Source organism: Labrys sp. WJW, assembly GCF_001676615.1.
GTDB classification, from domain to species: domain Bacteria; phylum Pseudomonadota; class Alphaproteobacteria; order Rhizobiales; family Labraceae; genus Labrys; species Labrys sedimenti.
Window position 1 is genome coordinate 128,434 of sequence record NZ_LYXZ01000020.1, and the last position, 24,346, is coordinate 152,779.

The 24,346-nt window shown below is 65.5% G+C and carries 22 protein-coding genes; 19 read left to right on the forward strand and 3 right to left on the reverse strand.

Annotated features, from left to right (window positions below):
- Entirely contained in the window at nucleotides 1–279 is a 279-nt protein-coding gene (locus tag BA190_RS14220) for a DUF6460 domain-containing protein (protein WP_068288148.1), read from the forward strand.
- Between the two features lie 30 nt (nucleotides 280–309).
- Here BA190_RS14220 and BA190_RS14225 read toward each other — a convergent pair whose 3' ends face one another.
- Complete coding sequence (locus BA190_RS14225) at nucleotides 310–1,095, reverse strand: HpcH/HpaI aldolase/citrate lyase family protein (protein ID WP_068288151.1); 786 nt, start codon at nucleotides 1,093–1,095, stop codon at nucleotides 310–312.
- A 114-nt stretch (nucleotides 1,096–1,209) separates the two neighbouring features.
- Between BA190_RS14225 and BA190_RS14230 the strand changes: the two genes are divergently transcribed.
- The 18 genes from BA190_RS14230 to BA190_RS14315 all read left to right on the forward strand — a co-directional run bounded on the left by BA190_RS14230 (nucleotide 1,210) and on the right by BA190_RS14315 (nucleotide 22,313).
- The gene (locus BA190_RS14230; protein WP_068288154.1) at nucleotides 1,210–1,992 is read left to right on the forward strand and encodes an IclR family transcriptional regulator; all 783 of its coding nucleotides are present in this window, start codon (nucleotides 1,210–1,212) and stop codon (nucleotides 1,990–1,992) included.
- A 130-nt stretch (nucleotides 1,993–2,122) separates the two neighbouring features.
- The gene (locus BA190_RS14235; RefSeq protein ID WP_068288158.1) at nucleotides 2,123–3,043 is read left to right on the forward strand and encodes a hypothetical protein; all 921 of its coding nucleotides are present in this window, start codon (nucleotides 2,123–2,125) and stop codon (nucleotides 3,041–3,043) included.
- 45 nt (nucleotides 3,044–3,088) lie between these two features.
- The gene (locus BA190_RS14240) at nucleotides 3,089–4,036 is read left to right on the forward strand and encodes a DUF6282 family protein (protein WP_068288161.1); all 948 of its coding nucleotides are present in this window, start codon (nucleotides 3,089–3,091) and stop codon (nucleotides 4,034–4,036) included.
- Nucleotides 4,037–4,230: 194 nt separating this feature from the next.
- Nucleotides 4,231–5,544 carry an MFS transporter gene (locus BA190_RS14245; protein ID WP_068288164.1) on the forward strand — a complete coding sequence of 438 codons (1,314 nt, stop codon included), beginning with the start codon at nucleotides 4,231–4,233 and terminating at the stop codon, nucleotides 5,542–5,544.
- A gap of 96 nt (nucleotides 5,545–5,640) precedes the next feature.
- Complete coding sequence (locus tag BA190_RS14250) at nucleotides 5,641–6,999, forward strand: MATE family efflux transporter (protein ID WP_068288167.1); 1,359 nt, start codon at nucleotides 5,641–5,643, stop codon at nucleotides 6,997–6,999.
- 145 nt (nucleotides 7,000–7,144) lie between these two features.
- Nucleotides 7,145–8,788, forward strand: a complete 1,644-nt coding sequence (locus BA190_RS14255; protein ID WP_068288350.1) for an ABC transporter ATP-binding protein — start codon at nucleotides 7,145–7,147, stop codon at nucleotides 8,786–8,788.
- Nucleotides 8,785–9,306, forward strand: coding sequence for a MarR family winged helix-turn-helix transcriptional regulator (locus BA190_RS14260; RefSeq protein ID WP_068288170.1), 522 nt, complete (start codon nucleotides 8,785–8,787; stop codon nucleotides 9,304–9,306). Before BA190_RS14255 ends, BA190_RS14260 begins: the two co-directional genes overlap by 4 nt.
- Nucleotides 9,303–10,001, forward strand: a complete 699-nt coding sequence (locus tag BA190_RS14265; protein ID WP_068288173.1) for an SDR family NAD(P)-dependent oxidoreductase — start codon at nucleotides 9,303–9,305, stop codon at nucleotides 9,999–10,001. Before BA190_RS14260 ends, BA190_RS14265 begins: the two co-directional genes overlap by 4 nt.
- A 1-nt stretch (nucleotide 10,002) precedes the next feature.
- Nucleotides 10,003–11,334: an FAD-binding oxidoreductase gene (locus BA190_RS14270; RefSeq protein WP_068288176.1), complete on the forward strand. Its 1,332-nt coding sequence runs from the start codon at nucleotides 10,003–10,005 to the stop codon at nucleotides 11,332–11,334.
- 81 nt (nucleotides 11,335–11,415) lie between these two features.
- The gene (locus tag BA190_RS14275; protein WP_068288179.1) at nucleotides 11,416–13,089 is read left to right on the forward strand and encodes a peptide ABC transporter substrate-binding protein; all 1,674 of its coding nucleotides are present in this window, start codon (nucleotides 11,416–11,418) and stop codon (nucleotides 13,087–13,089) included.
- Nucleotides 13,090–13,311: 222 nt separating this feature from the next.
- Nucleotides 13,312–14,262: an ABC transporter permease gene (locus tag BA190_RS14280; RefSeq protein WP_068288182.1), complete on the forward strand. Its 951-nt coding sequence runs from the start codon at nucleotides 13,312–13,314 to the stop codon at nucleotides 14,260–14,262.
- A gap of 110 nt (nucleotides 14,263–14,372) precedes the next feature.
- The gene (locus tag BA190_RS14285; protein WP_068288186.1) at nucleotides 14,373–15,263 is read left to right on the forward strand and encodes an ABC transporter permease; all 891 of its coding nucleotides are present in this window, start codon (nucleotides 14,373–14,375) and stop codon (nucleotides 15,261–15,263) included.
- A gap of 12 nt (nucleotides 15,264–15,275) precedes the next feature.
- On the forward strand, nucleotides 15,276–16,598 hold the full coding sequence (locus tag BA190_RS14290) for an FAD-binding oxidoreductase (protein ID WP_068288189.1): 1,323 nt from the start codon (nucleotides 15,276–15,278) through the stop codon (nucleotides 16,596–16,598).
- Between the two features lie 341 nt (nucleotides 16,599–16,939).
- Entirely contained in the window at nucleotides 16,940–18,328 is a 1,389-nt protein-coding gene (locus tag BA190_RS14295) for an aspartate aminotransferase family protein (RefSeq protein ID WP_068288192.1), read from the forward strand.
- The gene (locus BA190_RS14300; protein ID WP_068288195.1) at nucleotides 18,328–19,719 is read left to right on the forward strand and encodes a glutamine synthetase family protein; all 1,392 of its coding nucleotides are present in this window, start codon (nucleotides 18,328–18,330) and stop codon (nucleotides 19,717–19,719) included. Before BA190_RS14295 ends, BA190_RS14300 begins: the two co-directional genes overlap by 1 nt.
- A gap of 1 nt (nucleotide 19,720) precedes the next feature.
- The gene (locus BA190_RS14305) at nucleotides 19,721–20,488 is read left to right on the forward strand and encodes an SDR family NAD(P)-dependent oxidoreductase (protein WP_068288198.1); all 768 of its coding nucleotides are present in this window, start codon (nucleotides 19,721–19,723) and stop codon (nucleotides 20,486–20,488) included.
- Between the two features lie 15 nt (nucleotides 20,489–20,503).
- Nucleotides 20,504–21,544 (forward strand): histone deacetylase family protein, encoded by a 1,041-nt coding sequence (locus BA190_RS14310; RefSeq protein WP_068288201.1) that lies wholly within the window; start codon nucleotides 20,504–20,506, stop codon nucleotides 21,542–21,544.
- Nucleotide 21,545: 1 nt separating this feature from the next.
- Nucleotides 21,546–22,313 (forward strand): SDR family NAD(P)-dependent oxidoreductase, encoded by a 768-nt coding sequence (locus BA190_RS14315; RefSeq protein WP_068288203.1) that lies wholly within the window; start codon nucleotides 21,546–21,548, stop codon nucleotides 22,311–22,313.
- Here the strand turns inward: BA190_RS14315 and BA190_RS14320 are convergent.
- Nucleotides 22,310–22,996, reverse strand: coding sequence for a GntR family transcriptional regulator (locus BA190_RS14320; protein WP_068288205.1), 687 nt, complete (start codon nucleotides 22,994–22,996; stop codon nucleotides 22,310–22,312). The genes BA190_RS14315 and BA190_RS14320 overlap by 4 nt on opposite strands.
- A gap of 63 nt (nucleotides 22,997–23,059) precedes the next feature.
- On the reverse strand, nucleotides 23,060–24,238 hold the full coding sequence (rhmD, locus tag BA190_RS14325; RefSeq protein WP_068288207.1) for an L-rhamnonate dehydratase: 1,179 nt from the start codon (nucleotides 24,236–24,238) through the stop codon (nucleotides 23,060–23,062).
- Between the last annotated feature and the right edge of the window lie 108 nt (nucleotides 24,239–24,346).

A 24,346-nucleotide genomic window follows, 5' to 3' on the forward strand; every position in this document is an offset into this window, starting at 1 on the left:
ATGGCTGGGCTGGAGAAGTTCATGGGCGGCTCGGTAATGGGCACGATCATCAAGCTGGTGGTGGTTTCCGTAGCTGTCGGCCTCGTGCTGGCCTGGCTCGACCTGACGCCCTGGGAACTCCTCGCCAGGCTTCGGCACTTTCTCGAGCGCCTTTCGGCGCAGGGGTTCGGCATGGTCAAGGACCTGTTCGGCTATTTCCTGCTCGGGGCGGTGATCGTTGTGCCGGTCTGGATCGTGCTGCGCTTGCTGAAATCCGCGCCCTCGGGCGGGCGCAAATAGAGCGGAGCAGGTTCTTGCTGCCAGGTGCCGTTACGCGGCGAATTCCTTGGCAAAGCTACCCAGGCTTTCGGCCGCTGCCTTGCGCATGAAGGCCTGGTCCGAAGCCATGATGAAGGCGGAGGCGCCCAGGGCATGGTAGCGCTTTGCTTCGGCCGCGCTGGATACCATCATGCAGACGGGCTTGCCCGCCCGTTCGGCCGCGGTGCAGATCGTCTCGACGGCGGCCTGGACAGGCGGCGCGTCGGTGCTCTCGGCCTGCAGGGCTACTGTGAGATCACCCCGTCCGATGAAGACGGCGTCGAGGCCCTCGGTTGCCAGGATGGCATCGATCTCCGCCAGCGCTTCCGGGTCCTCGATCATCGCGATCAGGCTGACATGCGCATCCTGCCGGTCGACATGTGGCCAGATGCCGAGGCCGCCATAGCGCCCGGCGCGCGGCGAATTGGAAAAGCCCCGCCGGCCACCGCGATAGCGACAGGCCGCGGCGGCTTCTCGCGCCCTGGTTGCGGAGGAAATGTGCGGGACCAGGACGCCCGCCGCTCCATCGTCGAGGGCGCCGAGGATGCGGGCGATCTCGGGTACGCGGACGATCGCGGCGGTACCCGCCGCGCGTGCGGCCAGCAAGATCAGTTCGGTCTGGCCGCGGTCGAAGGGGGCATGTTCCTCATCCACGACAACGAAGTCGAAACCGAGATCGCCGAGGATTTCGGTCGCGTGGACGGTGGGCGTCTTGAGGAACGATCCGAGCAGGGTCTTTCGCGACAGCAGGCGCTGACGGAAGGCTTCAGCCGGGCGTGCGGGGACGTTATCGTGCATGGCGATGATTTTCTCTTGTTTCGTTAGTTGAAACATTGTTTCTATAATTAGGTTCAACCCAAAGGGCGTCCGTGTCAATGGCCGGGCTTGCCCTTGCTCGTGAAGGAAAGAAGAATGCCTCGTGTCAGCGGCCCGGGCGGTGATGGCGTGCAGGCGGTGGTTCTGGCCATGCGCATCCTGGAGCTGCTGGCGGAGGAGGGGCGGCCCATGGGCGTGTCCGCCATGGCCGTCGCCCTGGAGACCACCAAGAGCCGGATCTGGCGCTATCTGCAGACGCTGGTGCAGCATGGCTATATCGTCCAGCTGCCGGAGACGGAGCGCTACCAGCTCGGCAGTCGCCTGATCAAGCTGGGGCAGGCCGTGGGGGCGGGGCGCGACATCGTCTCGGCCAGCGCCCGGGCCCTGCGGGAATTGCGCGACAGTCTCGGCCATTCCGCGGTGATCGCCCAGCTTGAGGCGGATGGGGTGCGCGTGCTCACCACCGTTCCGGGCAAATCCACCGTCGAGATCGGTGTCCGGCCGGGATCCCTGCTCGAGTTTCACTGTTCGGCCCAGGGCAAGATCGCTCTTGCCTTCGGCAACGACGCCTTGCGGGCCACCGTGCTCGGCATGCGCCTGGAGCGTCGCACGCAGGCGACGATCGTCACGCCCGGCGGTTTGCGCAAGGAGATCGAGCGCGTGCGCCAGGCCGGTTGGGCGATCGCGCCGAACGAGATCCTGATCGGCCTGAATGCACTGGCAGCACCGGTCTTCGATGCCGCGGGGTCCCTGGTCGGGACGCTGGCGATCGTCGATTCCGTGCAGTTCATCACCGAGGCGCCCACCACCGAGCAGATCGAGCGGACGGTCAGGGCGGCAAGGCAGGTTTCCGAAGCGCTGGGCTACGTGCTCGATTGACGGCCGTTGGCGGCCCTCTTGACAAGGGAGGACTTTGCTTCAAAAATAAATAGAACAATGTTTCAACTAGTGAAACAAAAATAAAGCGGCAGATTTGGTGCAGGCCGCGCCGGGCCGCTGGGAGGTTGCCATGTATGATGCTTCGGATCCGCGCTCGACTTTGGCGTCAGTCCAGGCCGGGTCGGTGGCGACCGCGTTCGCCGGCGCCGATTGCGGCAAGTTCTATGAGACCACGCCCCAGGAGGACGATGCGAATGGCCGCAGCTGGTACATTCGCAGCCAGCATTGCGTAGTCGCCTACAGCGAAGCGCGGGATGGCGCCTGTTTCACCCGTTCCGCCCAGCCCGACGAATATGTGCTGTTGCTGCCCGATGCCGGCGTGAGCGCCGAGGTCGAGACCGCCGATGGCAAGCAGCTCGTGCCGGGCTATTCCATCGCCTTCATCCCGCCCGGCCCGAGCACGATCCGGATCGTGGGATCGGGGCCGGTCGTGCGCCTGTTCACCGCCAGGGCCGGGGATCTCGTGGCCCGCTGCGCGAACGCGGCATCCTATGACACGCCGCACCCCAATGTCGCGGCGTTCCAGCCCTGGCCGGAAGCCACGGGCGGGTCCCGGCTTCATGTATATTCGCTTGACGTGCCGGACGAGCCGGGGCGGTTCGGGCGCATCTGGCGCGGCTCGACCATGATGGTCAACGTCCTGCCGCCGCAGCACGGGCCGCGCGACGTCACCAAGCTCTCGCCGCATCATCACGATGATTTCGAACAGGTCTCCCTCGCGCTGGAGGGCGCCTTCACCCACCACCTGCGCTGGCCCTGGACCACGGATCTCAACGCCTGGCGCGACGACCAGCACGAATATTGCGAAGCGCCTTCGGTGATGGTGATCCCGCCGCCGGCGATCCACACCTCCCGCGGCATGCTCGCCGGGGTGAACCAGCTCGTCGACATCTTCTGCCCGCCGCGCCTGGATTTCTCGCTGAAGCCCGGCTGGGTGCTGAACGCCGCCGACTATCCGATGCCGGCCGAAGGTGCCGGGACCCCGTTCTGACGCACCGATCACGCAGTCGAGCAGGCAGGACAAGGAGGCAGTACCATGGACGCACTCACCATCGATACCGGATCGACCGGGGATACCCGGCGCATCGACGCGCTGCTCAAGGGGGCGATCGATCCCCATGTCCATAGCGGTCCCTCGATCGCGCCGCGCGGCCTCGACCACCTGGAGCTGGCCCGCCAGATGTCGGAGGCAGGCTTTGCGGCGGTGGTCACCAAGGACCACGACTATGCCGGCGTGGCGACGGCAGCTCTGATTTCCCGCCACCATCCGGAACTGACCACCAAGGTCTTTTCAGGCATCGTGCTCAACAATGTGGTGGGGGGCATCAATCCCCATGCCGTCGAGCATACGGCAGCGATGGGCGGCAAGATCGTCTGGATGCCGACACTGGCCGCCGAGAACCATCTCGAATGGGAGAAGACCTCCTCCTGGTCGCATCCGGCATCGACCCAGAAGATGCGGCCGGCCCGGGCGGTTCCGGTCCTCGATGCCAACAGGCAGGTGCTCGACGATGTCAAGGAAGTCCTCGACGTCATCGCTCGCAACTGCATGGCGCTCGCCAGCGGCCACCTGCATGTCAGCGAAACCTGGATCCTGTTCGAGGAAGCGCGGCGCCGGGGCGTCGAGCGCCTGATCTTCACCCATCCGGAGGACATCGTCGGTGCGAGCCTGGATGACGTGAAGGAGATCGCCGCCATGGGCGCCTATGTGGAGCATTCGCTTTGCATGTTCCTGGAAGGATCCAAGTTCAAGACGCGCTCGGCGGAGGACCTGCGCCAGCAGATCGAAGCGGCCGGTGTCGACCGCACCATCCTGTGTTCGGACCTCGGGCAGGTCGGCGTGTTCAGTCCGTTGGAGGGCTTCCGGCGCGGCGTTCGCCTGTGCCTGGAGCTCGGTTATTCCGACGAGGCGATCCGGCGGATGGTCTCGACCAACACGGCGCATGTGCTCGGGCTGGAGGAACTCGTTTCCCAGCCGGCCTGAGCGCACGCCTGGCGCCAGTTTGAGTTTTGCAATGAGTTTCGGCGGCACTTTCGGGCCGCCGAATGCAGACGCATATCCGGTGCTCACGCGGCGCCGGTTCAAGGCCTATCGACATAACCGGCCCCATTGCTCGCTTCTGCCAGGACGGTTGGACGCGCAGCCTCCAATATAAGGCCGGAAGCAGGGAGGAATACATGTTCGCCTGGTTCACCAGTCTCGATCGTACCGAACGCAAGACGCTCTATGCCTGTTTTGGCGGCTGGGCCGTCGATGCGCTCGACACCCAGCTCTACAGCTTTCTCATTCCCACCCTGATTGCTGTGTGGGGCATGACGAATGCGCAGGCCGGCTTTCTCGGAACCTCGGCCCTGATCTCCTCCGCCATCGGCGGCTGGGCGGCCGGCATCCTGAGCGACCGCATCGGGCGCGTGCGCGTCATGAAGCTCGCCATCCTCTGGTTTTCGCTGTTCACCGTACTGAGCGGCTTCTGCAATTCCTTCGAGCAACTGCTCGCCGCCCGCATCCTGTCCGGCATCGGCTTCGGTGGCGAATGGGCTGCCGGCTCGGTGCTGATGGGCGAGATCATCCGTTCCGAATATCGCGGCAAGGCGGTCGGCACCGTGCAGAGCGCCTATGCGATCGGCTATGCCATTGCCGCGATCCTCTCCTCCATCCTGTTCGCGACCCTGCCGGATACGCAGGCCTGGCGCTGGATGTTCTGGCTCGGCGCGGCGCCGGCCATCCTGGTCCTGCTCGCCTTGCGCGGCGTGCCCGAGCCGGCGGTCTTCCTGGCGGCCCGGGAGAAGAGGGTGAAGGCCGGGGAGGCGCCCGTCAGCCCCTTGATGATCTTCCATCGGCGCTATCTGCGCACCACCTGCCTGACCTCGCTCCTGGCCTTCGGCGTGCAGGCCGGCGGCTTTTCCATGGTGATCTGGCTGCCGACCTTCCTGAAGACGGTGCGGGAAATCTCCACCGTGGGCGTGGGCTATCACATGTTCGTCCTCACCGTGGGCTCCTTCGTCGGCTATATCGTCGCCGCCTATCTGTGCGATGCCATTGGCCGCCGCCGCAATTTCCTGCTCTTTGCCTTGCTGAACTGGATCTTCATTCCGGCGTTCCTCTATCTGCCGGGAGCCGGCGCGGTGATGTTCGCGCTCGATTTCGTGCTCGGCTTTGCGGCTTTGGGCATCTACAGCGCGCTCGGGCCCTATTTCACCGAATTATTCCCCAACGCTATCCGGGGCAATGGGCAGGGCTTTGCCTATAATTTCGGCCGGGCCGCCGGCGCGTTCTTCCCGACGGTGATCGGCCTGATGACCGCAAGCGGCCACCTGCTGCTGCGCGACGCCATGGCCGTCACGGCGGTCAGCGCCTATTTCTTCGTGCTCCTCGCCATCGCCCTGCTGCCGGAAACGCGGGGCCGCGAACTCACTGAGGAGGCGGAGAAGGACAATACGGGGCAGGGGACGCTTCACCTCGCACAGCCTGCTCCCGGAAGAGGCGCCTGATCGGAACGAGTAAAACCGGCTGGGGTGGACATTGGGGCGGGCACCTTGGAATGACTCTTGATTGGGGCTACCAAGGCGTGAGGAAAATTACCGCCCATGCCCGCCGCTTCGATCGATACCCCCATCCGTCCCGTTCCCGTCAGCCACCGCATCGTCATCGGCATTGCCGCGCCGATGACGCTGGCGCATCTGTCCACGCCGCTGCTCGGGCTGGTCGACACCGCCGTGATCGGCCAGATCGGCAGCGAGGCCCTGCTCGGGGCGGTGGCGCTCAACGCCCTCCTGTTCGATTTCCTGTTCTGGGGCTTCGGCTTCCTGCGCATGGGAACCGCCGGCTTGACGGCGCAGGCCGTCGGCGCCGACGACAGGCTGGAACAGCGGGCGGTGTTCCTGCGGGCTCTGGTGATGGCAGCCGTGCTGGGCCTCGCCATGGTGGCATTGCAGCGCGCGATTGCGGCGGTTGCCTTCCCGCTGCTTGGCGCCTCGCCCGAGGTGACCCACGCGGCCGAAGTCTATTTCGGCATTCGCATCTGGTCGGCACCCTTTGCCTTTGCCAATTATGCCGTGCTCGGCTGGCTGATCGGCCTGGGACGCACCACCACCGGCCTGTTCCTGCAGATCGGCATCAACATCGTCAACATCCTGCTCTGCATCCTGTTCACGCTGGGAATGGGCTGGGGCGTCGCCGGCACGGCCTGGGCCACCACCCTGGCGGAGACGGCCGGCGTGGTCGCCGGACTGGCCGTGGTTACAGCCCATTTCGGCGGGAATCTGGGCGTGCCGCGATCCCTCGTCTTCGACAAGGCCAAATTCGTGCGCATGATCGCCATCAACCGCGACATCATGCTGCGCACTTTCGCCTTGCTGGCTGCCTTCGTCTTCTTCGGGCGCCAGGGTGCGCTCGCTGGCGACGTGACGCTGGCCGCCAACGCCATCCTCAACAATTTCTTCCTGGTCGGCGGCTATTTCCTCGACGGCATTGCCACCGCGGCCGAACAGCTCAGCGGGCGCTCGATCGGCGCCAACAACCGGCCGTCCTTCGAAAAGGCCGTGCGCTATTCGGTGATCTGGAGCCTGGGGCTGGCGGTCGGCATGTCGGCCGTCCTGTTTGCGGCGGGCGGGGCCTTCATCGATTTCATGACCACCAGCGCCTCGGTTCGCGAATTGGCCCGGCAGTTCCTGCCCTATGCCGCGGTCACGCCCATAGCCGGTGCGCTCGCCTTCACCTTCGACGGCGTCTATGTCGGCGCCACCTGGAACGCAGCCATGCGTAACCTGATGGCGGTGGCGCTCGCCTGCTATTTCGGGCTGTGGTGGCTGCTGCAGCCCCTCGGCAATCACGGGCTGTGGCTCGCCTTGATCGGCTTCCTGGTGGCGCGGGGCGCCGGGCAGGGGGTGGCCTATTTCCGTCTGCTGCCCGGTTCCTTTTCCGGCATCCAAACCAAGGCCGCCTGAGCGGGCTGCACCGGATTGCGGCAACGCGATACCTTCGCTGCCTGAAATTTTCGCTTGGCCTCGCCGGCAAAATTAGTTGTAATCGTCCACTATATCGAGGGCAGGGCGCGGGTGCTCCGCCGGATGATTGGGAAGGATGGTCACGATGCTGGTCTCCGACGCCGAGCCGAAAGCCCCGGGCGCCACCATCCTGTCGGTCGAGAAACTCACCGTCAGCCTGCCGCGCAACATGGAACGGCCCTATGCCGTCGAGGACATTTCCTTCGAGCTCAAGGCCGGCGAGATCCTTTGCATCATCGGGGAGTCCGGCTCGGGCAAATCCGTCACCGCCAACACGATCATGGGGCTGCTGTCGTCATCGCTGACGGTGACGGGCGGGCGCATCCTGTTCAAGGGCATGGACCTGCTGGGGACCCGGGAGGAACAGTTGCGCGACCTGCGCGGACGGGCCGTCTCGATCATCTTCCAGGATCCGCTCTCCGCCCTCAATCCGCTGATGACCATCGGCGACCAGATCGCCGAGGCGATGGAGGCCCATGGCGTGGGCACGCCGGCCACGCGGCAGCAAAAGGTCGTCGAGCTGCTCGGCGAAGTCGGCTTGCCCAACCCCGCCACCATCCGCCACCAATATCCCTTCCGCCTCTCGGGCGGCCAGCGCCAGCGCGTGATGATCGCTATTGCTTTGGCCCTCGACCCGGACGTGCTGATCGCCGACGAGCCGACTACGGCGCTCGACGTCACCACCCAGGCCCAGATCCTCGAGCTCATCCGCAAGATCCAGCGCCGCAAGGGCATGAGCGTGATGTTCATCACCCATGATTTCGGCGTGGTGGCCGAGATCGCCGACCGCGTCGTGGTGATGGAAAAGGGCCGGCTGGTGGAGCAGGGCACGGCGGCCCGGGTCCTGCGCGACCCGCAGCACCCCTATACCAGGACGCTGATCGCGGCCGTGCCGCGCATGGCGGCCGATGATGCCATCCCCTCCGCACTGCCTCCCGTCATCCTGGAGGCCGAGGGGATCAGCAAGATCTATCAGGGGCAAGGGCGCTTCTTCGCCAAGGGCACGCCGGTACTTGCCGTCGACGATGTGAGTTTCTCCATCCGGCAGGGCTGCACGCTGGGGCTGGTCGGGGAATCAGGCTCCGGCAAGTCCTCGCTGGGGCGGGTGCTGATGAAGCTGATGGGCAGCGACGGCGGCCGCATCCTGTTCGAGGGGCGGGATATCGCGCCCTTGCGCGAGGACGAGTTCCGGCCGCTGCGCCCGCGCATCCAGATGATCTTCCAGGATCCTTACGCCTCGCTCAATCCCCGCCATACCATCGGGCGCATTCTCACCGTCGGGCCCATCGCGCAGGGCATGGCCGCCGGCAAGGCCAAGGAGAAGGCGGTTGGCCTGCTCGGCCGCGTCGGCCTCGATGCCGGCGCCTATGACCGCTTTCCCCACGAATTCTCCGGCGGCCAGCGCCAGCGCATCGGCATTGCCCGGGCGCTGATGTTCGACCCCGTCCTGCTGATTGCCGACGAGGCGGTCTCCGCGCTCGACGTCTCGATCCAGGCCCAGATCCTGCAATTGCTGGCCCGCATCCAGAAGGAGATGCATCTGGCGATGATCTTCATCACCCATGACCTGCGCGTCGCCAGCCAGATCTGCGACGAGGTCGCGGTGATGTTCAAGGGCCGGATCGTCGAGTCCGGGCCACCGGCGCGGGTCTTCAGGAAACCGCAGAATGACTACACCAAGCGCCTGGTGGCGGCCATTCCAGGCAGCGAATGGGAGCCTGCCGCATGAAGGCAAAACGGGCCAAGCCGCCGACGCTGCCCGCGCATATCGATCTCGATGTGCTCGAGGATACGCTCAGCTTCTATATCCGGGTGATCAGCCTGGCCGTATCGCGCGATCTCGACGAATGGCTCGACGGCCTCGAAGTGGCCAAGGGCACCGGCAAGGTCACCACGCTGCTGCTGGTCGACAGCCATCCCGGCATCCGCCCCTCGGTGATCGCCCATCTGGTGATGAAGGACCGCTCCGCGATGGGGCGGCTGGTCGACCACATGATCGAGCAGGGGCTGCTCACCCGCCGGATCTCATCCGACGACAGCCGGGCACACGAACTCTACATCACGCCTGATGGCGCGGAGCTGGCCGCCAAGGTGCGCGTATTGGCGACGGAGCAGTCGAAGCGCTTCTTCGACTTCATTCCCGATCATGAGCAGAGACTGGTCATGGACATCCTGAAGCGGGCCTATTGCCGTTTCGTGGGCATGCCGCCTCACAACAGTGCCGATAAGGAAGGACAGGTGGCATGAGCGAGCAGAGGGTGGCCCTGATCTCGGGCGCCAATCGGGGCATCGGCCAGGCGGTGGCGGCCGAACTCGCCAGCCGGGGATGGCGGCTTTCATTGGGCATGCGGCGACCGGAGCAACCCGCCTGGGCAGATCCGGACCGCGTGCATCTGCAGGCCTATGACGCCGCCGATCCCCAGGCGGAGGCGGCCTGGAGCGCGGAGGCCCTGAAGCGCTTCGGGCGCATCGATGCAATCGTCGCCAATGCCGGCATCATGATCCCCAAGAACGTCATCGAGGCCGAGGACGAGGATCTCGACGCGATGCTGGCCGTGAACGTCAAGGCGCCGCGGCGCCTGGCCAAGGCTGCCTGGCAGGCGCTCTCCGAAAGCGGCAGCGGGCGGGTGATCGTCATCGCCTCGCTGTCGGGCAAGCGGGTCAAGTCCTCGCGGGCCGGGCTCTATTCCATCTCGAAATATGCGGCCGTTGCGCTGGCCCACGGCATCCGCCACGAGGGCTTCGAGCGCGGCATCCGCGCCACCGCGATCTGCCCCGGCTTCGTCGCCACCGACATGGCCCTCGGCCTGACCGACCGTGCCGCCGAGAAGATGACCTCGCCGCACGACCTCGCCAGCATCATCGCCATGCTGATCGACCTGCCCAACGAGGCCAGCGTCGCCGAATTCACCATCAACTGCCAGCTCGAAGAGTCCTACTGACATGCCCGGCCCCACTGTCATTCCCGTTCAAGGCGATGCGACGCTGCCCGCCAAGGTCGATGTCGTCGTCATCGGCGGCGGCATCATCGGCACCTCGACGGCGCTCGAACTGGCCGAACGGGGCCTCAAGGTCGCGCTCTGCGAGAAGGGCGGCATCGGCCAGGAACAGTCGAGCCGCAACTGGGGTTGGGTGCGCATTTCGCGCCGCGACCCACGCGAAGTGCCGCTGATGGCCGAGGCGCTGAGGATCTGGAAGACGCTCGACCAGCGGGTCGAGGGCGACACCGGCTATACCCGCGCTGGCATCATGTTCACTTGTGAGAACGACAAGGAATATGCCGACCACGAGCGCTGGAACCGCAATCTCGACGGCTACCAGCTCGACTCGCGCATGATCTCGGGCACCGAGTACAAGCGGATGTTTCCGGGCACGACCATGGACATCAAGGGGGCGCTGTTTACTGCCGAGGACGGGCGGGCCGAGCCCCAGCGCGCCGCGCCGCTGATCGCGGAGGCGGCCCGGCGCAAGGGGGCTTCCATCCTGACCGAATGTGCCGTGCGCGGCATTGAGACGTCGGGCGGGGCGATCAGCGGCGTCGTCACCGAACGCGGACCGATCGCCTGCAGTGCCGTCGTCCTGGCCGGAGGTGCCTGGTCGAGCCTGTTCTCCGGCCGTTTCGGCATTCGCCTGCCACAGTTGAAGGTAAAGAATTCCGTCCTGCGCACCAAGCCGCTCGAAGGCGGGCCGGGGCCGGCGATCTGGTCCAACGGCTTTGCCGTGCGCAAGCGCGCCGATGGCGGCTACACCATCGCCTCCGGGCACGAGAACGTCGTCGACATCGTGCCCAACAGCTTCCGCTTCTTCTTCGATTTCCTGCCGGCGCTGCGCAAGGAATGGCGTTCGCTCAATCTGAGAATGGGCGGCCGCTTCTTCGAGGAAGCCCGGGTGCCCAAGCAATGGGCGATGGACGAGGTCAGCCCCTTCGAACGCTGCCGCGTGCTCGATCCCGAGCCGGCGAAGGAATTGACCGATGTCGCCCTGGCCAATCTCACCAAGGCCTTTCCCGTCTTCGCTAAGGCGGAGATCGCCCAGCGCTGGGCCGGCTATATCGACGTTACGCCGGATGCCGTGCCGGTGATCTCGCCCGTCGAAACCATTCCCGGCTTCCATATCGCCACCGGCTTCTCCGGCCATGGCTTCGGCATCGGCCCGGCCGCCGGCAAGCTGATGGCGGACCTCGTCACGGGTCGGCAGCCCCTGGTCGACCCGGCCAATTTCCGTTTCTCCCGCTTCTCGGACGGATCGAAGATCGAGCTGATCAGCGGGTTCTGAGCCTGCCGGCCCGGGAGATCTCGGACCGGCAATCGACTGCAACAACAATAAAAATATCGTCACTCTCCAGAGGAACTCATCATGTCGAAACAAGAGCGGAACCAGTTCCCCCATCCCAATCGCCGCCAGGCCCTAGGCCTGATGGCCGCGACCGGCGCCTCGGCGCTGCTGATGCCGGCCCTGCTCGGGCGGGAGGAGGCCCTGGCGGCCGGCAAGGACAAACCGTCGGGCCAGATGGTCATCAGCTTCTCGCAGGAGCCGACCGTCTTCAATCCGCACCTGCTCCACATCGAGGTGGACGAGGGCATCCATTACAGCGTGTTCAATCCGCTGTTCGACGTCGATCCGGACGGCAAGTTCACGCCATCCCTCGCCGTCGAGGTACCGAGCGTGGAGAATGGCGGCATTTCCGCCGACGGCCTCAATTGGAAGGTCAAGCTGCGCGACGGCGTCAAGTGGCATGACGGCAAGCCCTTCACGGCCGAGGACGTCAAGTTCACGCTGGAATTGATGGTCGATCCGAATTTCCGCAGCTGGCGGCGCACCGGCCATGAACATGTGCGCGACATCAAGGTGGTGTCGCCGACCGAGATCACCTGGCGCCTGGAAAAACCCTTTGCGCCCTATCCCTCGATCCTGGCCTCCACCTTCATCGTGCCCAAGCACATCCTGGGCGAAGTGGCCGACAAGAACACCGCGCCCTTCAACAATGCGCCCGTCGGCACCGGGCCCTTCAAGTGGAGCAAGCGCGTCGCCGGCGACTATATCGAGCTTGCCGCCAACGAGGATTATTTCGGCGAAGGCCCTTATCTGGAGCGCGTCGTCTACAAATACATCCCCGACATGACGGTGATGTACACCCAGTTCAAGACCGGGGACGTCGACCTCGTCGGCCTGCAATGGATCACGGCCGACCACTATGAGGAGGCCAAGACGCTCGAGGGCAAGATCGTCACCGTGGTGCCGACGGCGACCATCGAGTCGGTCGCCTTCAACATGGAGCGCCCGCAGTTCAAGGACCCGGCCGTCCGCAAGGCGCTCTATCATGCGCTGGACAAGAAGACGATCATCGAAGCGCTCTATTACGGCCTGCCGACGCCGACCGAATCCTACATGCCGCAGCAGTCCTTTTATTACAATCCGGACCTGCCCAAGCAGGAATACGATCCCGAAAAGGCCAAGAAGGTGCTCGACGAGGCGGGCTGGGCGCCCGGCGCCGACGGCATCCGCGCCAAGGACGGCGTGCGCCTGTCCTTCAGCAACTCGACCACGGCCGGCAACCATCTGCGCGAGCAGGTGCAGCAATTCATGCAGCAATCCTTCAAGGATATCGGCGTGGAGATGACGATCTCCAACCTGCCGCCGGCTGTGATGTGGGGCGACTATTGGATGATGTCGAAATTCGACAGCGTCGTCGTCGGGCTGAACTTCCTGACCGGCCCCGACCCCGACACCTCCGACTATTTCATGTCCACCTCGATCGGGGCCAAGGGCGGCAACGGCCAGAACACCTGGCAATATGCCAATCCCGAAGTGGACAGGCTTCTGAAGGAGGCCGGCAACCTCTTCGTGCCGGAGGAGCGCCGCAAGCTCTATTTCAAGATCCAGGAGATCATGCGCACCGATCTGCCTTTCCTGCCGATGTATCAATACGCCACCGTGCGCGGGCGCAAGAAGGGCGTGGAAGGCTTCTTGCCCAACATCAATAACCGTATCGACAGCTGGAACGTCAACACCTGGCATTGGGCCAAATAGGCCCCTCGGAAACGGGCCTGTCTGCCGATCTGAGCGGCACGCAGGCCCGCCACCCCGCCGACAGCCGGCCGACAAGGCCGGCCCGGAGCGTTTTGCGATGAGCGGGGCTGGCCTGGAATCGCAAAGACGCTCCAGCCAATCCGTTCGATTGGCTTGGAACCAAAGAGATAGAGCAAAAAGCGTTCGATCCTGAACGCGCTTTGCTCTTGTGGAGACGATCCCATGCTGCGCTATCTCGCTGGCCGGCTGTGGCAGAGCCTCATCCTGCTGCTGCTGGTCTCGGTCATCGGCTTCGCGGTGCTCAATCTGGCGCCCGGCGGACCGCTTTCGCAATATACGCTCACGCCGGGCATGACCAAGGAGGCGCTCGATCGCATCGCTGAGCAGATGGGTCTGAACCGCCCGTTGCCGATCCAGTATCTCGACTGGTTCTGGCGCCTGGTGCAGGGCGATTGGGGCCGGTCCTATCGCGACGGCCAGCCTGTGCTCGCCATCATCGGCGGGCATCTCTTCGCCACGCTGCTGCTGATGGGCTTTTCAACCCTGATCTCCATCATCCTCGGTACCTGGATCGGCGTGATGGGCGCCACGCGCCGCTATTCACTGTTCGACACGCTGGCGACGGTGGGGGCGATGGTGGCGCTTTCCATTCCCACCTTCTGGTTCGGCCTGGTGGCGATCTATCTCTTTTCGCTGAAGCTGAAATGGCTGCCGGCGGGCAATATGTTCACGGTGGGTGACGGCAGCTTCGCCGACTATGCCATCCATCTCATCATGCCCAGCATCGTGCTGGCCCTGGTGAATGTGGCAGTGTGGAGCCGCTACATGCGCACGGCCACGCTCGACGTGATCAACCAGGATTTCGTGCGCACGGCCAAGGCTAAGGGGCTGAAGCCGCGCCGCGTGCTGGTCAAGCATGTGATCGGCAATGCCTTGCTGCCGATGATCACCCTGGCTGGCCTGCAGATACCCACCATCCTGAGCGGGGCGCTGGTGACGGAGACCGTCTTCACCTGGCCGGGCATGGGCCGGCTGTTCCTCGATAGCCTGGGCTACAGCGACTATCCGGTGATCATGGGGCTTTTGATGTTCTCGGCGATCCTGGTGCTCATCGGCAATCTGATCGCCGATCTGCTCGTCGCCTTCGTCGATCCCCGCATTCGGCTTGGCTAGAGCGCTTTGCGATTTGGCGGCATCGCCAAGAATCGCAAAGACGCGTCGAAACAAAGAGTTAGAGCAAAGAAGCGTTGTCGCGAAACGCGCTTTGCTCCTGGGAGAAAAAGATGGCTTCAGCGACCCTTTCCCCCGCATCGCCCTCGCCCAAGCCGCGCTGGTGGCGCAACCGCACGGTGCGGCGCTTCTGTCGGCACCGGCTCGCCATGGTCGGCCTGGCGATGATCATCCTCCTGACGCTGGCCTGTATCCTCGGCCCGCGCCTGCTGCCCTATGACGAGCTCTTCATCGATCTGAGGGCCCGCTTCGCGCCGCCCTTCACCGGCTACCACATTTTCGGCACCGATCCGCTCGGCCGCGACCTTGCCGCCCGCCTGTTCATGGCCGGGCGCATCTCGCTGCTGGTCGGTTTCTTCGCCATGCTGCTGAGCACGGCGCTCGGCACGGTGATCGGCGTCACTGCCGGCTATTATGGCGGCTTGGCCGGCTCGGCCCTCATGCGCTTCGTCGATGCCTTCCTGTCCTTCCCGAGCATCTTCCTCTTGCTCACGCTGGCGGCCTTCATCAAGCCGAGCCCGCTGATGATCACGGTGATCATCGCCGTCACCAGCTGGATGGAGGTGGCGCGCATCGTGGAGGCGGAAGTGCGCTCGCTGCGCGAGCGTGATTTCGTGCTGGCGGCGCGCATGGTGGGGCTGTCGAACAGCTGGATCATGTTCCGCGAATTGCTGCCCAACGTCATCGGGCCGATCATCGTGGCGGCGACGCTGACGGTAGCCCGCGCCATCCTGCTCGAGGCCTATGTGAGCTTCCTGGGCTATGGCATCCAGCCGCCGCTGCCGAGCTGGGGCAACATGCTGAACGGCGCCCAGCAATATCTCGCCAATGCTCCCTGGCTTGCCATCGTGCCGGGCGTGGCGATCACGCTCGCCGTCACCAGCTTCAACTTCATCGGCGACGGGCTGCGCGACGCGCTCGATGCCCGAAGCGACCTGAACTGAGGGGGCCTGGTCATGTCGAAATTCTCTCCCTTCGACGCGACGCTCTGGTATGCGACGGCTGCTCCCGCGCCGCAGACCGTTCCCCTGGCCGGGCGCGTGCAGGCCGATGTCTGCATCGTCGGCGCTGGCTATACCGGCCTGACGACCGCGCTCGAACTGGTGCGCAAGGGCGTCAGCGTGGTGCTGCTGGAAGCCGAGGAGGCCGGTTTCGGTGGATCCGGCCGCAATGCCGGGCACTGCACGCCAACCTTCACCCATTTCAGCCTGCCCGAGTTGCGCAGGCTGCTCGGCGAGCCCTGGGCCGAAAGGCTGATCGCCCGGCAGACCCAGGCCAATGCCCGCGTCAGCGCCATGATCGAGCGCTACCAGATCCAGTGCGAATGGCAGCAGAATGGCTATGTCCAGGCGGCCGCCCGCCCGGGTGCCATCGACGCCATCAAGCATAAGGTCGAGCAATACAACGCCGTCGGCGCCCGCACCCGTTTCGTCGACAAGGCGGAAGTGGAGGCGATCACCGGCAGCCCGCGCTTCCATGGCGGTTGGTTCCATGGCGAGGCGGGCCATCTCAACCCGCTCGGCTATGCGCGTGGTTTGGCGCGCGCGGTGCAGCAGGAAGGCGGCGTGCTGCATACGGGATCGAAGGTGACCGGCGTCACCCGCGAGGGCTCGCGCTGGGTGGCTCATACCGCTGAGGGCAGTGTGGTGGCCGACAAGGTGATCTTCACCACCGGCGCCTATACGGTCGAGGGCTGGCCCAAGCTCGACCAGAGCTTCAAGATCATGCGCGTCTTCGTGGCGGCGACGCAGCCGCTCAGCGAGGAGGAGCGCCGCTCCGTCCTGCCCGAGAACACCACCATGCATGACGGCCGCGGCGACATCTATGTCTACAAATACAATGCCGAGGGCCGCATCGTCGCCTCCATGTTCCCGATGGGGCGGCGCGGGCGCGACCTCGCCTATACCCACCAGGTGATGAGCGACCGCCTGAAATGGCTGCATCCGCAGATCCGGCAGGAGATCCGCTGGGAGTATTTCTGGTTCGGCGAACTCGACATGCAGGCCAGGACCATTCCCCGGCTCTATGGCCTGGCGCCCGGCATCGTCGCTCTCACCGGCCTGTCGGGGCGCGGCGTACCCACCGGCAGCATGCTCGGCGGTATCCTGTCGGAATGGGCGCTCGACGTGCCGGAGCAGGAGCTTTCGCTCAAGGTCGAGCCCCTGCACAAGGCGCCGTTCTATATGAGCTTCGGGCCCCAGCTCACGCTGCGCTACTATCGGGCGCGCGACTGGCTGAAGACCCGCATGGACGGCGTTCCCCTGCCGCCGCACGCCTGAGCGGAGAAAAAGCGCTCCCGCCGCTGGCCTGATCCGTCATCCCCGGCGCCACCTGCGGTGGCGCCGGGGATGACGGAGGTGGCATGGAGGGCAGTCAAAACCCACCGCTGTTGATACCATCCGTCGTAATTTGCCGATGACCGCTTGGCCTGCTGGCCGGGCTTTGTCGTCCCTCGGCAAAAGAAGGGCATCGATCACGCAATCACAACGTGATCACAATTTATGAATCTGTCCGGATATCAGTTGACAATATAACCTCCATTCTGCTGATTGTGATCACAATGGCGCGCGACGTCGCTTGGCGACGAGCGGTGCCACAATTCACGCAGCGGAGGTTCCTCGTGTCCAGCACGCCGATCGACAATGCAGCCATCGAGGCGCGGGTGAAGACCCTGCTGCCGGCGGAACGGCAGCTCTATGCCGAGCGCCGTCCCAAGGCGCGGGCGATGGCGGAGCGCAAGGGCAAGGGCCTCTTCGACAATGTGCCGATGCACTGGATGCTCGACTGGCCCATGCCCTTCCCAATGGTGATCGAGCAGGCGAGCGGCGTGCATCTCACCGACATCGACGGCAATGCGGTGGTCGACCTCTGCCTCGGCGATACCGGCGCCATGTTCGGCCATGGACCCGAGCCGATCCTGGAGGTGCTCCGCGCCGTTGGTCACCGCGGCCTGACGACGATGCTGCCATCCGCCGACGCCGAGATCGTCGGCGAGCTACTGGCCGCCCGCTTCGGCCTGCCGCATTGGCAGATCGGCGCCACGGCGAGCGATGCCAACCGCTTCGCCATCCGCGTGGCGCGGGCCGTGACCGGCCGGCGCAAGATCCTGGTGTTCGACGGCTGCTACCATGGCGCCGTCGACGACACGCTGGTCGATCTCGTCAACGGCCGCACCTTCTCGCGGGCGAGCCTGCTCGGCCAGGTGGTCGATCTCGGCGAGACCACCATCGCCATTCCCTTCAATGACGAGGAGGCGCTACGCAGCGCCTTGGCATCCGGGGAAGTCGCCTGCGTGCTGGCCGAGCCGGTGATGACCAATTGCGGCATGATCCTGCCGGCGCCTGGCTTCCACGACACGCTACGGCGGCTGACGCGCGAATATGGCACGCTGCTGCTGATCGACGAAACCCATACGATTTCCACCGGCCTCGGCGGCTACACCATGCTGCACGGCCTGGAGCCGGACCTGATGGTGATGGGCAAGCCCATCGGCGGCGGCGTGCCGGTGAGCGTATGGGGCATGAGCGCCGCGGTGGCCGAGGGGCTCGACCGGGCGCGGCGTGCGCGCGACAGCCACGGCCATTCCGGCATCGGCACCACCCTGTCCGGCAGCGCCCTGCAGCTCGCCTGCCTTAGGGCCAGCCTGGAAAGGGTGATGACATCAGAGACCTATGCCACCATGGCTGCGCGCACCGACATCATCGAGACAGGCCTTATCAAGGCGATAGCGGCGCAGGGGCTGCCCTGGCACGTCACCCGCGTCGGCGCCCGGCTGGAAGTGGTGTTCAGCCGCGAGCCGGTGCGCAATGCGGCGGAAGCCCGGGAAGCCGCTTCCGGCACCATCGAGGAAGGCCTGCACCTTTCCCTGCTCAATCGCGGCTTCCTGCTCACGCCCTTCCACAACATGATCCTGGTCAGTCCGGCCCTGGCGGAGACGGAGGCCCGGGCACTGGTCGCCACCTATGGCGAGATCCTCGCCCGCTTCACCCAGGCCGCGGAGGCCGCGTGATGGCCGGTACCCCATCGACACGGCCGGCCCAGGCGGCCGATATCGCCGAAGCCGAAGCGTTCCTGGCCGATCATCCCGAGATCGGCGCCTTCGATCTGGTCCTGATCGACATCAACGGCATTGCCCGCGGCAAGATCATCAGGCGCGAGGAACTCCTGCCCCTGTTCCGCGGCGGACGGCATCTGCCCGGCTCCATTCTCGGCCTCGACGTCACCGGCGAGGATGTCGAGGAAACCGGCCTGGTCTGGTCGGATGGCGATGCAGACCGCCGTGCCTGGCCGATCGCGGGCTCGCTGGTGACGCTGCCCTGGACCTCGCCGCCGCGCGGGGAGGTCAGACTGTCGCTGTTCGAGCTCGACGGCTCGCCGATGGCCGCCGATCCTCGCCATGCCCTGGCCGCCCAGCAGACCCTTCTGCAGGCCGACGGCAGGCAGCCGGTCGCCGCCTTCGAACTCGAATTCTATTTGCTCGACCGCGAGGCGGATGCCGCCGGTCGCCCGCAGCCGATCCGCATGCCTCTGACCGGCGAGCGTCTGAGCGGCATCCATGTCTATTCCGTCGATGAGCTTGATCGCCTCGAGCCCTTCGTCGATGCGGTCTACCGCGCCGCCGAGGCGCAGGCCCTGCCGGTGCAGACGCTGATCTCCGAATATGCGCCGGGCCAGTTCGAGTTGACCCTGCGCCATCGCGAGGACGCGCTGCGCGCTGGCGACGACCTCATCATGCTGAAGCGCCTGCTGCGCGCCCTTGCCGTGCGCCACGGCATGAAGGCCTGTTTCATGGCCAAGCCCTTTGCCGGCCGCGCCGGCTCGGGCATGCACGCCCATGCCAGCCTGTCAGGCCGCGATGGCGCCAATCTCTTCGCCGACCGCGACGGCGAACTCGCGCCGGCCCTGCGCCATGCCATTGCCGGCCTGCTGGAGACCATGACGGAGAGCATGCTGGTCTTCGCGCCCCACCTCAATTCCTGGCGGCGCTTCGCGGCGCAGAGCTATGCGCCGACGGCGCCGAGCTGGGGCGTCAACAACCGGGCCGTCGCCGTGCGCGTTCCCGCCGGTTCGCCGGAGGGGCGGCATCTGGAGCAGCGCGCTGCCGGCGTCGACGCCAATCCCTATCTGGTCGGGGCCGTCGTGCTGGCGGGCATCCGCCGGGGCCTTGCCGCTCAGCGCGATCCGGGCCCGCCGGCTACCGCCTATGCCAGCGCGGCCGATGATGCCCTGCCGGCCGATTGGCGCAGCGCCATCGAGGCGGCGGCCGGCTCGACCTTCCTGAAGGAGGCCCTGGGCAAGCGCCTTCACCACGTGCTGCTGGCGCTCAAGCGGGCGGAATACCGGCGTTTTGCCGCCGATATCACCGCATTGGAGCTGCAGCTTTACGGGGAGGTCGTCTGAGATGGCCAGGCGGACCGTTCTGATTGCCGGTGGTGCCGGCGGCATGGGTCTGGCGACCGCGCTACGCTTTGCCCAGGACGGCGCGCGCGTGGTCCTGGCGGATCTTCCGGGCGCGCGTCTCGAAGAGGCCCGGGCAAGGGTAGAGGAGGCCGGTGCCGAGGTGCTCGCTTTGCCGCTCGACATCCGCTCGGCCCAGGCCTGCCGCGAGGTGGTGGCGAAGGCGAGCGAGGCCGATGGTCTCGATGTGCTCGTCAACGCCGCCGGTGTCTGGCTGGAAGGCCCCGCCACGGAGGTCGGCGAGGAGGATTGGGACCGGGTGCTCGACGTCAACCTCAAGGGCGCCTTCTTCCTGATCTCGGCGGCCATTCCCCATCTCGCTGCCTCTCGCGGGGTGATCGTCAACATCGCTTCCGATGCCGGGCTTGTCGGCAACAACGGGGCGGCCGTCTATTGCGCCTCCAAGGGCGGGCTGGTGCTGCTCAGCAAGGCGCTGGCGCTCGAACTCGCGCCGCAGGGCGTCCGCGTCAATGCGATCTGCCCCGGCGACGTCGCCACGCCGATGATCGAATACCAGGCCGCGACCTATGGCGACGGCGATCCCGACGCCTATAAGCGCCGGCTGCTCGGCAACTACCCGCAGGGCGAGAACGCCCGTTTCATCAAAGCCGAAGAGATTGCCGGCCTCATCCATTATCTCTGCCAGCCCGGCGCCGCACCGATCACCGGCGCGGCCCTTTCCATCGATTTCGGTATCACCGCAGGCTATTGAACCCGAGCTTTTGGCATGAAGACCTTCTACACCGCCGATCACCATCTCCATCACAGCGGCATGGAGCTTTCCTTCGGCAAGATCGTCGAGACCTTCGAAAAGCCGGAACGGGCTGAGATCATCCTGGCACGGGTCAAGGAAGTGGGGCTCGGCCCGGTGCTGACCCCGCAGGATTACGAGATCGCGCCGATCACGCGCATCCATACGCCTGATTATGTCGATTTCCTCAAGGGCGTGTATGAGGAATGGCGGGCGGCTGGCCGCGACGGCGAGGTCTGGCCCTATAGCTGGCGCCACCGTTCCATGCCGCCGATCGACAAGGCGCCGAGTGGCCTTGATGCCCGTCTTTCCTATTATTCCTTCGACATGGCCGGCTCGATCACCGCCACCACCTGGCGGGCGGCCAAGCGTGCCGCCGACACGGCGCTGGCCGGCGCTGATGCCGTGCTCGGCGGCGAGCGCACGGCCTTCTCGCTATGCCGCCCGCCCGGCCATCATGCGGGCCGCGATTTCTTCGGCGGCTATTGCTACCTCAACAATGCCGCCATCGCCGTGCAGCGTTTCCGCGATGCCGGCCGTTCCCGCGTGGCGGTGCTCGACGTCGACTATCACCACGGCAACGGCACGCAGGAGATCTTCTACGACAGGGCTGACGTGTTGGTCGCTTCCATGCATGGCGATCCCGATTTCGAATTTCCCTTCCATCTCGGTTATGCCCGCGAGCGCGGCGAAGGCGCGGGCGAAGGCTTCAACCTCAACTATCCCCTGCCTTCAGGCACGCAGTGGCCGGAATGGTCCGCCGCCTTCGAGCATGCCTGCCGCAGGATCGTGGCCTTCGATGCGCAGGCTCTCGTGGTTTCGCTCGGGGTCGACACCTACAAGGACGACCCGATCTCGCAATTCAAGCTCGACAGCCCGCATTTCAGCGAGATCGGCGCGCGGATCGCGGCGCTGAGCCTGCCGACCCTGTTCGTGATGGAAGGCGGCTATGCCGTCGGGGCGCTCGGGGTCAACGCCGTCAACGTCCTTACCGGCTTCGAACAGGCTGGAGGCTGAGATGGCATCGGGACCTTTCGTCCGCTCGCGCTCGGTCCTGGTAACGGGGGCCGGCTCTCCCGACGGGATCGGATTCGCCATTGCCAGGGCCTTCGGGCGGGCCGGCCTGTCGGTGGCGATCACGGCCTCGACCGATCGCATCTATCGTCGTGCGGCGGAGCTGGAGGCCGAAGGCATCGAAGCCTGGGCAGCGGTTGCCGATCTGACGCAGCCCGACGCGGTGCGCCGATTGCGGTCGGCGGCGGGTGACGTCGACATCCTCGTCAACAATGCCGGCATGGGCAGCGTGCTGCAGCCCGCGCTGCAGAAGCGCTTCGTCGATCTCGACGAGGCCGAATGGAGCCGCGGCATCGATGTCAGCCTGAAGACCGCCTTCCTGGTGACGCGGGCCTTCCTGCCGGCCATGATCGCCGGGCGGCATGGGCGCATCGTCAATGTCGCCTCGGTCACCGGCCCCTATGTCTCCAATCCGGGCGAGGCGGCCTATTCGGCGGCAAAGGCCGGCATGGTGGGGCTGACCCACGCCCTTGCCCTGGAAGTGGCCGGGGATGGTGTTACCGTCAACGCGGTGGCGCCGGGCTGGATCGAGACGGGTTCCTCCACCGAGGAGGAGCGTGTCGCCGCCCGCGCCACGCCACCGGGGCGTGCCGGAACCCCCGACGAGGTCGCCGCCGCAGTGGCCTTCCTGGCCTCTGACGGCGCCAGCTACGTCAACGGTTCCGTGCTGGTGGTGGATGGTGGCAACATCCTGCAGGAGCGCAAGGCCTAGTTCGCGCCCAGGCCGAGGGTGTGCCGCAGCAGGTACATGCCGTCGAGAATGTCGGCCTCGATGGCGGTGCGCAGCGAATCCGCATCGTTCCGGCGGATCGCCTCGATCGCCATCTTGTGCTTGTCGATGATCTCGGCGCCTTCGACCACGTCATAGATGGTGCGCATGAAGGGGCCGAACTGCACCCAGACGCTTTCGAGCAGGGGGACCAGTACGTCCGAATTGCCGGCGCGATAGAGCTCGAAGTGGAAGTTGTAATTGGCCAGCATGTAGATGTCGGCGCTACCGGTCTTGTAGTTCCGGTTCATCGTCTCGTCATGGGCGATCATGCGTTCCAGCCTGTTGCCATCGACAAAAGGCAGGGCACGCCGGGCGCAGAGCGGCTCGAGGGCGAGACGCGCGCTCATCAGCTCCTCAAAGCGGGCCACGGTCAGATGGGGCACGCAGACCCGCCTGTTCTGCTGGACTTCCAGGGCGTTCTCCGCCGCCAGGCGGCGGATCGCCTCGCGGCAGGGCATCACGCCCACGCCCAGCATGTCGCTGATGCCGCGCAGGCTCATGCTCTTGCCGGGAGGAAAATTACCGATGATCAACTGCTCGCGCAGCGTCCTGTAGACCTGCTGGTGCAGTGGATTGGTCGCGGTGTCGGCCGGTTCGACGGCAGCGAGACTATCGGTGCTCATCCCCGACTGTGATCACATTGGCGTGCCGAGAGCAAGCGCCGAAGCAGGGCAGGGCGTGCCCTGCTATATCCCGGCCTCGACCAGCACCGCCGCGGGATTGCGGGTGAGGCCGAAGCCCGGGGTATCGGGAACGTCGAGGCGTCCGTTCTTCGGCACCGGCTCGTTGCTGAAGAGGGGCCCGAAAACCGGCAATACGTCCTGGCCGTCGGCACTGTTGGCGACATATTCGCAATAGGGCGAATGGGGCTGCGACATCACGAAATGGTAGCTGAACGGGCCACTGCCATGCGGCACCACCGGAATGTCGTAGGCGCTCGCATGGGCGGAGATCCGCAGCAATTCGGTGAGGCCACCGACCCACATCACATCGGGCTGCAAGATGTCGATGTGGCGGCCTTCGATCAGCTTGCGAAAGCCGTAGCGCGAATATTCATGCTCGCCCGTCGTCCATTTGGTTGCCGGCAAAGCTCTCTTGAGCAACGCATAGCCGTCGACATCGTCGGGATGCAGCACTTCTTCCCACCAATAGATGTCGAGATCCTTGCAGGCGGTGGCGAGCTCGATCGCGTAGGGCACGTCGAGCGCCATGTAGCAATCCACCATCAGCGGATAGTCGGGACCGACGGTTTCGCGATGCGCGGCGAGGAAGGCGACATTGGCGCGCAGGCCGTCGATGCCGTCGGCCGGGCCGTGGGGCAGGGGCACCTTGCCGCCCCAGAAGCCGAGCCGGCGGGCCGCTTCCGGCCGCGGACCGGTGCAATAGAAGCGGATCTCCTCCTTGGTGCGTCCGCCGATCAGCTTGTAGACCGGCTCCTCGCGCATCTTGCCGATGAGATCCCACAGCGCGAGATCCACCACGGAGATGGTGGCGAGCGGCAGGCCCTTGCGGCCGTAATACATCGAAGCCCGGAACATCTGGTCCCAGAGGCGATTGAGGTCGCGCGGGTCGGCACCATCGAGGAAGCGGCGGAAATGGTGCTGGATCAGCCAGCAGGCGGGCTCGCCGCCAAAGCCCGTGGCGAGCCCGACATGGCCGCTTTCCGTCTCGATCTCCACCACGATCGAGCCCATGACGTTGACGCCCCAGCTGGTGCGCGAGGCCTTGTAGTCGGCATAGCCCGACATCGGATTGGCAATCAGCGTGTCGATGAGCCAATGCCCCTGCTTCTGGCTGAAATAGTCGCCACCACCCTCGCTGCGGACCAGATAGGTCCTGACCTGCTTGATGCGGGGAGATGCCATGCCTCGTCCTTCCTGCGTTGGGTTGCGTCGAATAGTGACGCAAGAAACTTGTCAGTCAAGTTTACAAATTCTTGAAAACGCACTCTCTTGTTGTCAGACAAATAATCC

Excerpts from the sequence above, each read along its gene's own strand:
- BA190_RS14225 (WP_068288151.1), bottom strand. The coding sequence starts at position 1,095 with ATGCACGATAACGTCCCCGCACGCCCGGCTGAAGCCTTCCGTCAGCGC.
- BA190_RS14270 (WP_068288176.1), top strand. The coding sequence starts at position 10,003 with ATGCCCGGCCCCACTGTCATTCCCGTTCAAGGCGATGCGACGCTGCCC.
- BA190_RS14265 (WP_068288173.1), top strand. The coding sequence starts at position 9,303 with ATGAGCGAGCAGAGGGTGGCCCTGATCTCGGGCGCCAATCGGGGCATC.
- BA190_RS14315 (WP_068288203.1), top strand. The coding sequence starts at position 21,546 with ATGGCATCGGGACCTTTCGTCCGCTCGCGCTCGGTCCTGGTAACGGGG.
- BA190_RS14255 (WP_068288350.1), top strand. The coding sequence starts at position 7,145 with ATGCTGGTCTCCGACGCCGAGCCGAAAGCCCCGGGCGCCACCATCCTG.
- BA190_RS14310 (WP_068288201.1), top strand. The coding sequence starts at position 20,504 with ATGAAGACCTTCTACACCGCCGATCACCATCTCCATCACAGCGGCATG.
- BA190_RS14250 (WP_068288167.1), top strand. The coding sequence starts at position 5,641 with ATGCCCGCCGCTTCGATCGATACCCCCATCCGTCCCGTTCCCGTCAGC.
- BA190_RS14245 (WP_068288164.1), top strand. The coding sequence starts at position 4,231 with ATGTTCGCCTGGTTCACCAGTCTCGATCGTACCGAACGCAAGACGCTC.
- BA190_RS14280 (WP_068288182.1), top strand. The coding sequence starts at position 13,312 with ATGCTGCGCTATCTCGCTGGCCGGCTGTGGCAGAGCCTCATCCTGCTG.
- BA190_RS14275 (WP_068288179.1), top strand. The coding sequence starts at position 11,416 with ATGTCGAAACAAGAGCGGAACCAGTTCCCCCATCCCAATCGCCGCCAG.
- BA190_RS14290 (WP_068288189.1), top strand. The coding sequence starts at position 15,276 with ATGTCGAAATTCTCTCCCTTCGACGCGACGCTCTGGTATGCGACGGCT.
- BA190_RS14220 (WP_068288148.1), top strand. The coding sequence starts at position 1 with ATGGCTGGGCTGGAGAAGTTCATGGGCGGCTCGGTAATGGGCACGATC.
- BA190_RS14230 (WP_068288154.1), top strand. The coding sequence starts at position 1,210 with ATGCCTCGTGTCAGCGGCCCGGGCGGTGATGGCGTGCAGGCGGTGGTT.
- BA190_RS14260 (WP_068288170.1), top strand. The coding sequence starts at position 8,785 with ATGAAGGCAAAACGGGCCAAGCCGCCGACGCTGCCCGCGCATATCGAT.
- BA190_RS14285 (WP_068288186.1), top strand. The coding sequence starts at position 14,373 with ATGGCTTCAGCGACCCTTTCCCCCGCATCGCCCTCGCCCAAGCCGCGC.
- BA190_RS14300 (WP_068288195.1), top strand. The coding sequence starts at position 18,328 with ATGGCCGGTACCCCATCGACACGGCCGGCCCAGGCGGCCGATATCGCC.
- BA190_RS14240 (WP_068288161.1), top strand. The coding sequence starts at position 3,089 with ATGGACGCACTCACCATCGATACCGGATCGACCGGGGATACCCGGCGC.
- BA190_RS14320 (WP_068288205.1), bottom strand. The coding sequence starts at position 22,996 with ATGAGCACCGATAGTCTCGCTGCCGTCGAACCGGCCGACACCGCGACC.
- rhmD (WP_068288207.1), bottom strand. The coding sequence starts at position 24,238 with ATGGCATCTCCCCGCATCAAGCAGGTCAGGACCTATCTGGTCCGCAGC.
- BA190_RS14235 (WP_068288158.1), top strand. The coding sequence starts at position 2,123 with ATGTATGATGCTTCGGATCCGCGCTCGACTTTGGCGTCAGTCCAGGCC.
- BA190_RS14305 (WP_068288198.1), top strand. The coding sequence starts at position 19,721 with ATGGCCAGGCGGACCGTTCTGATTGCCGGTGGTGCCGGCGGCATGGGT.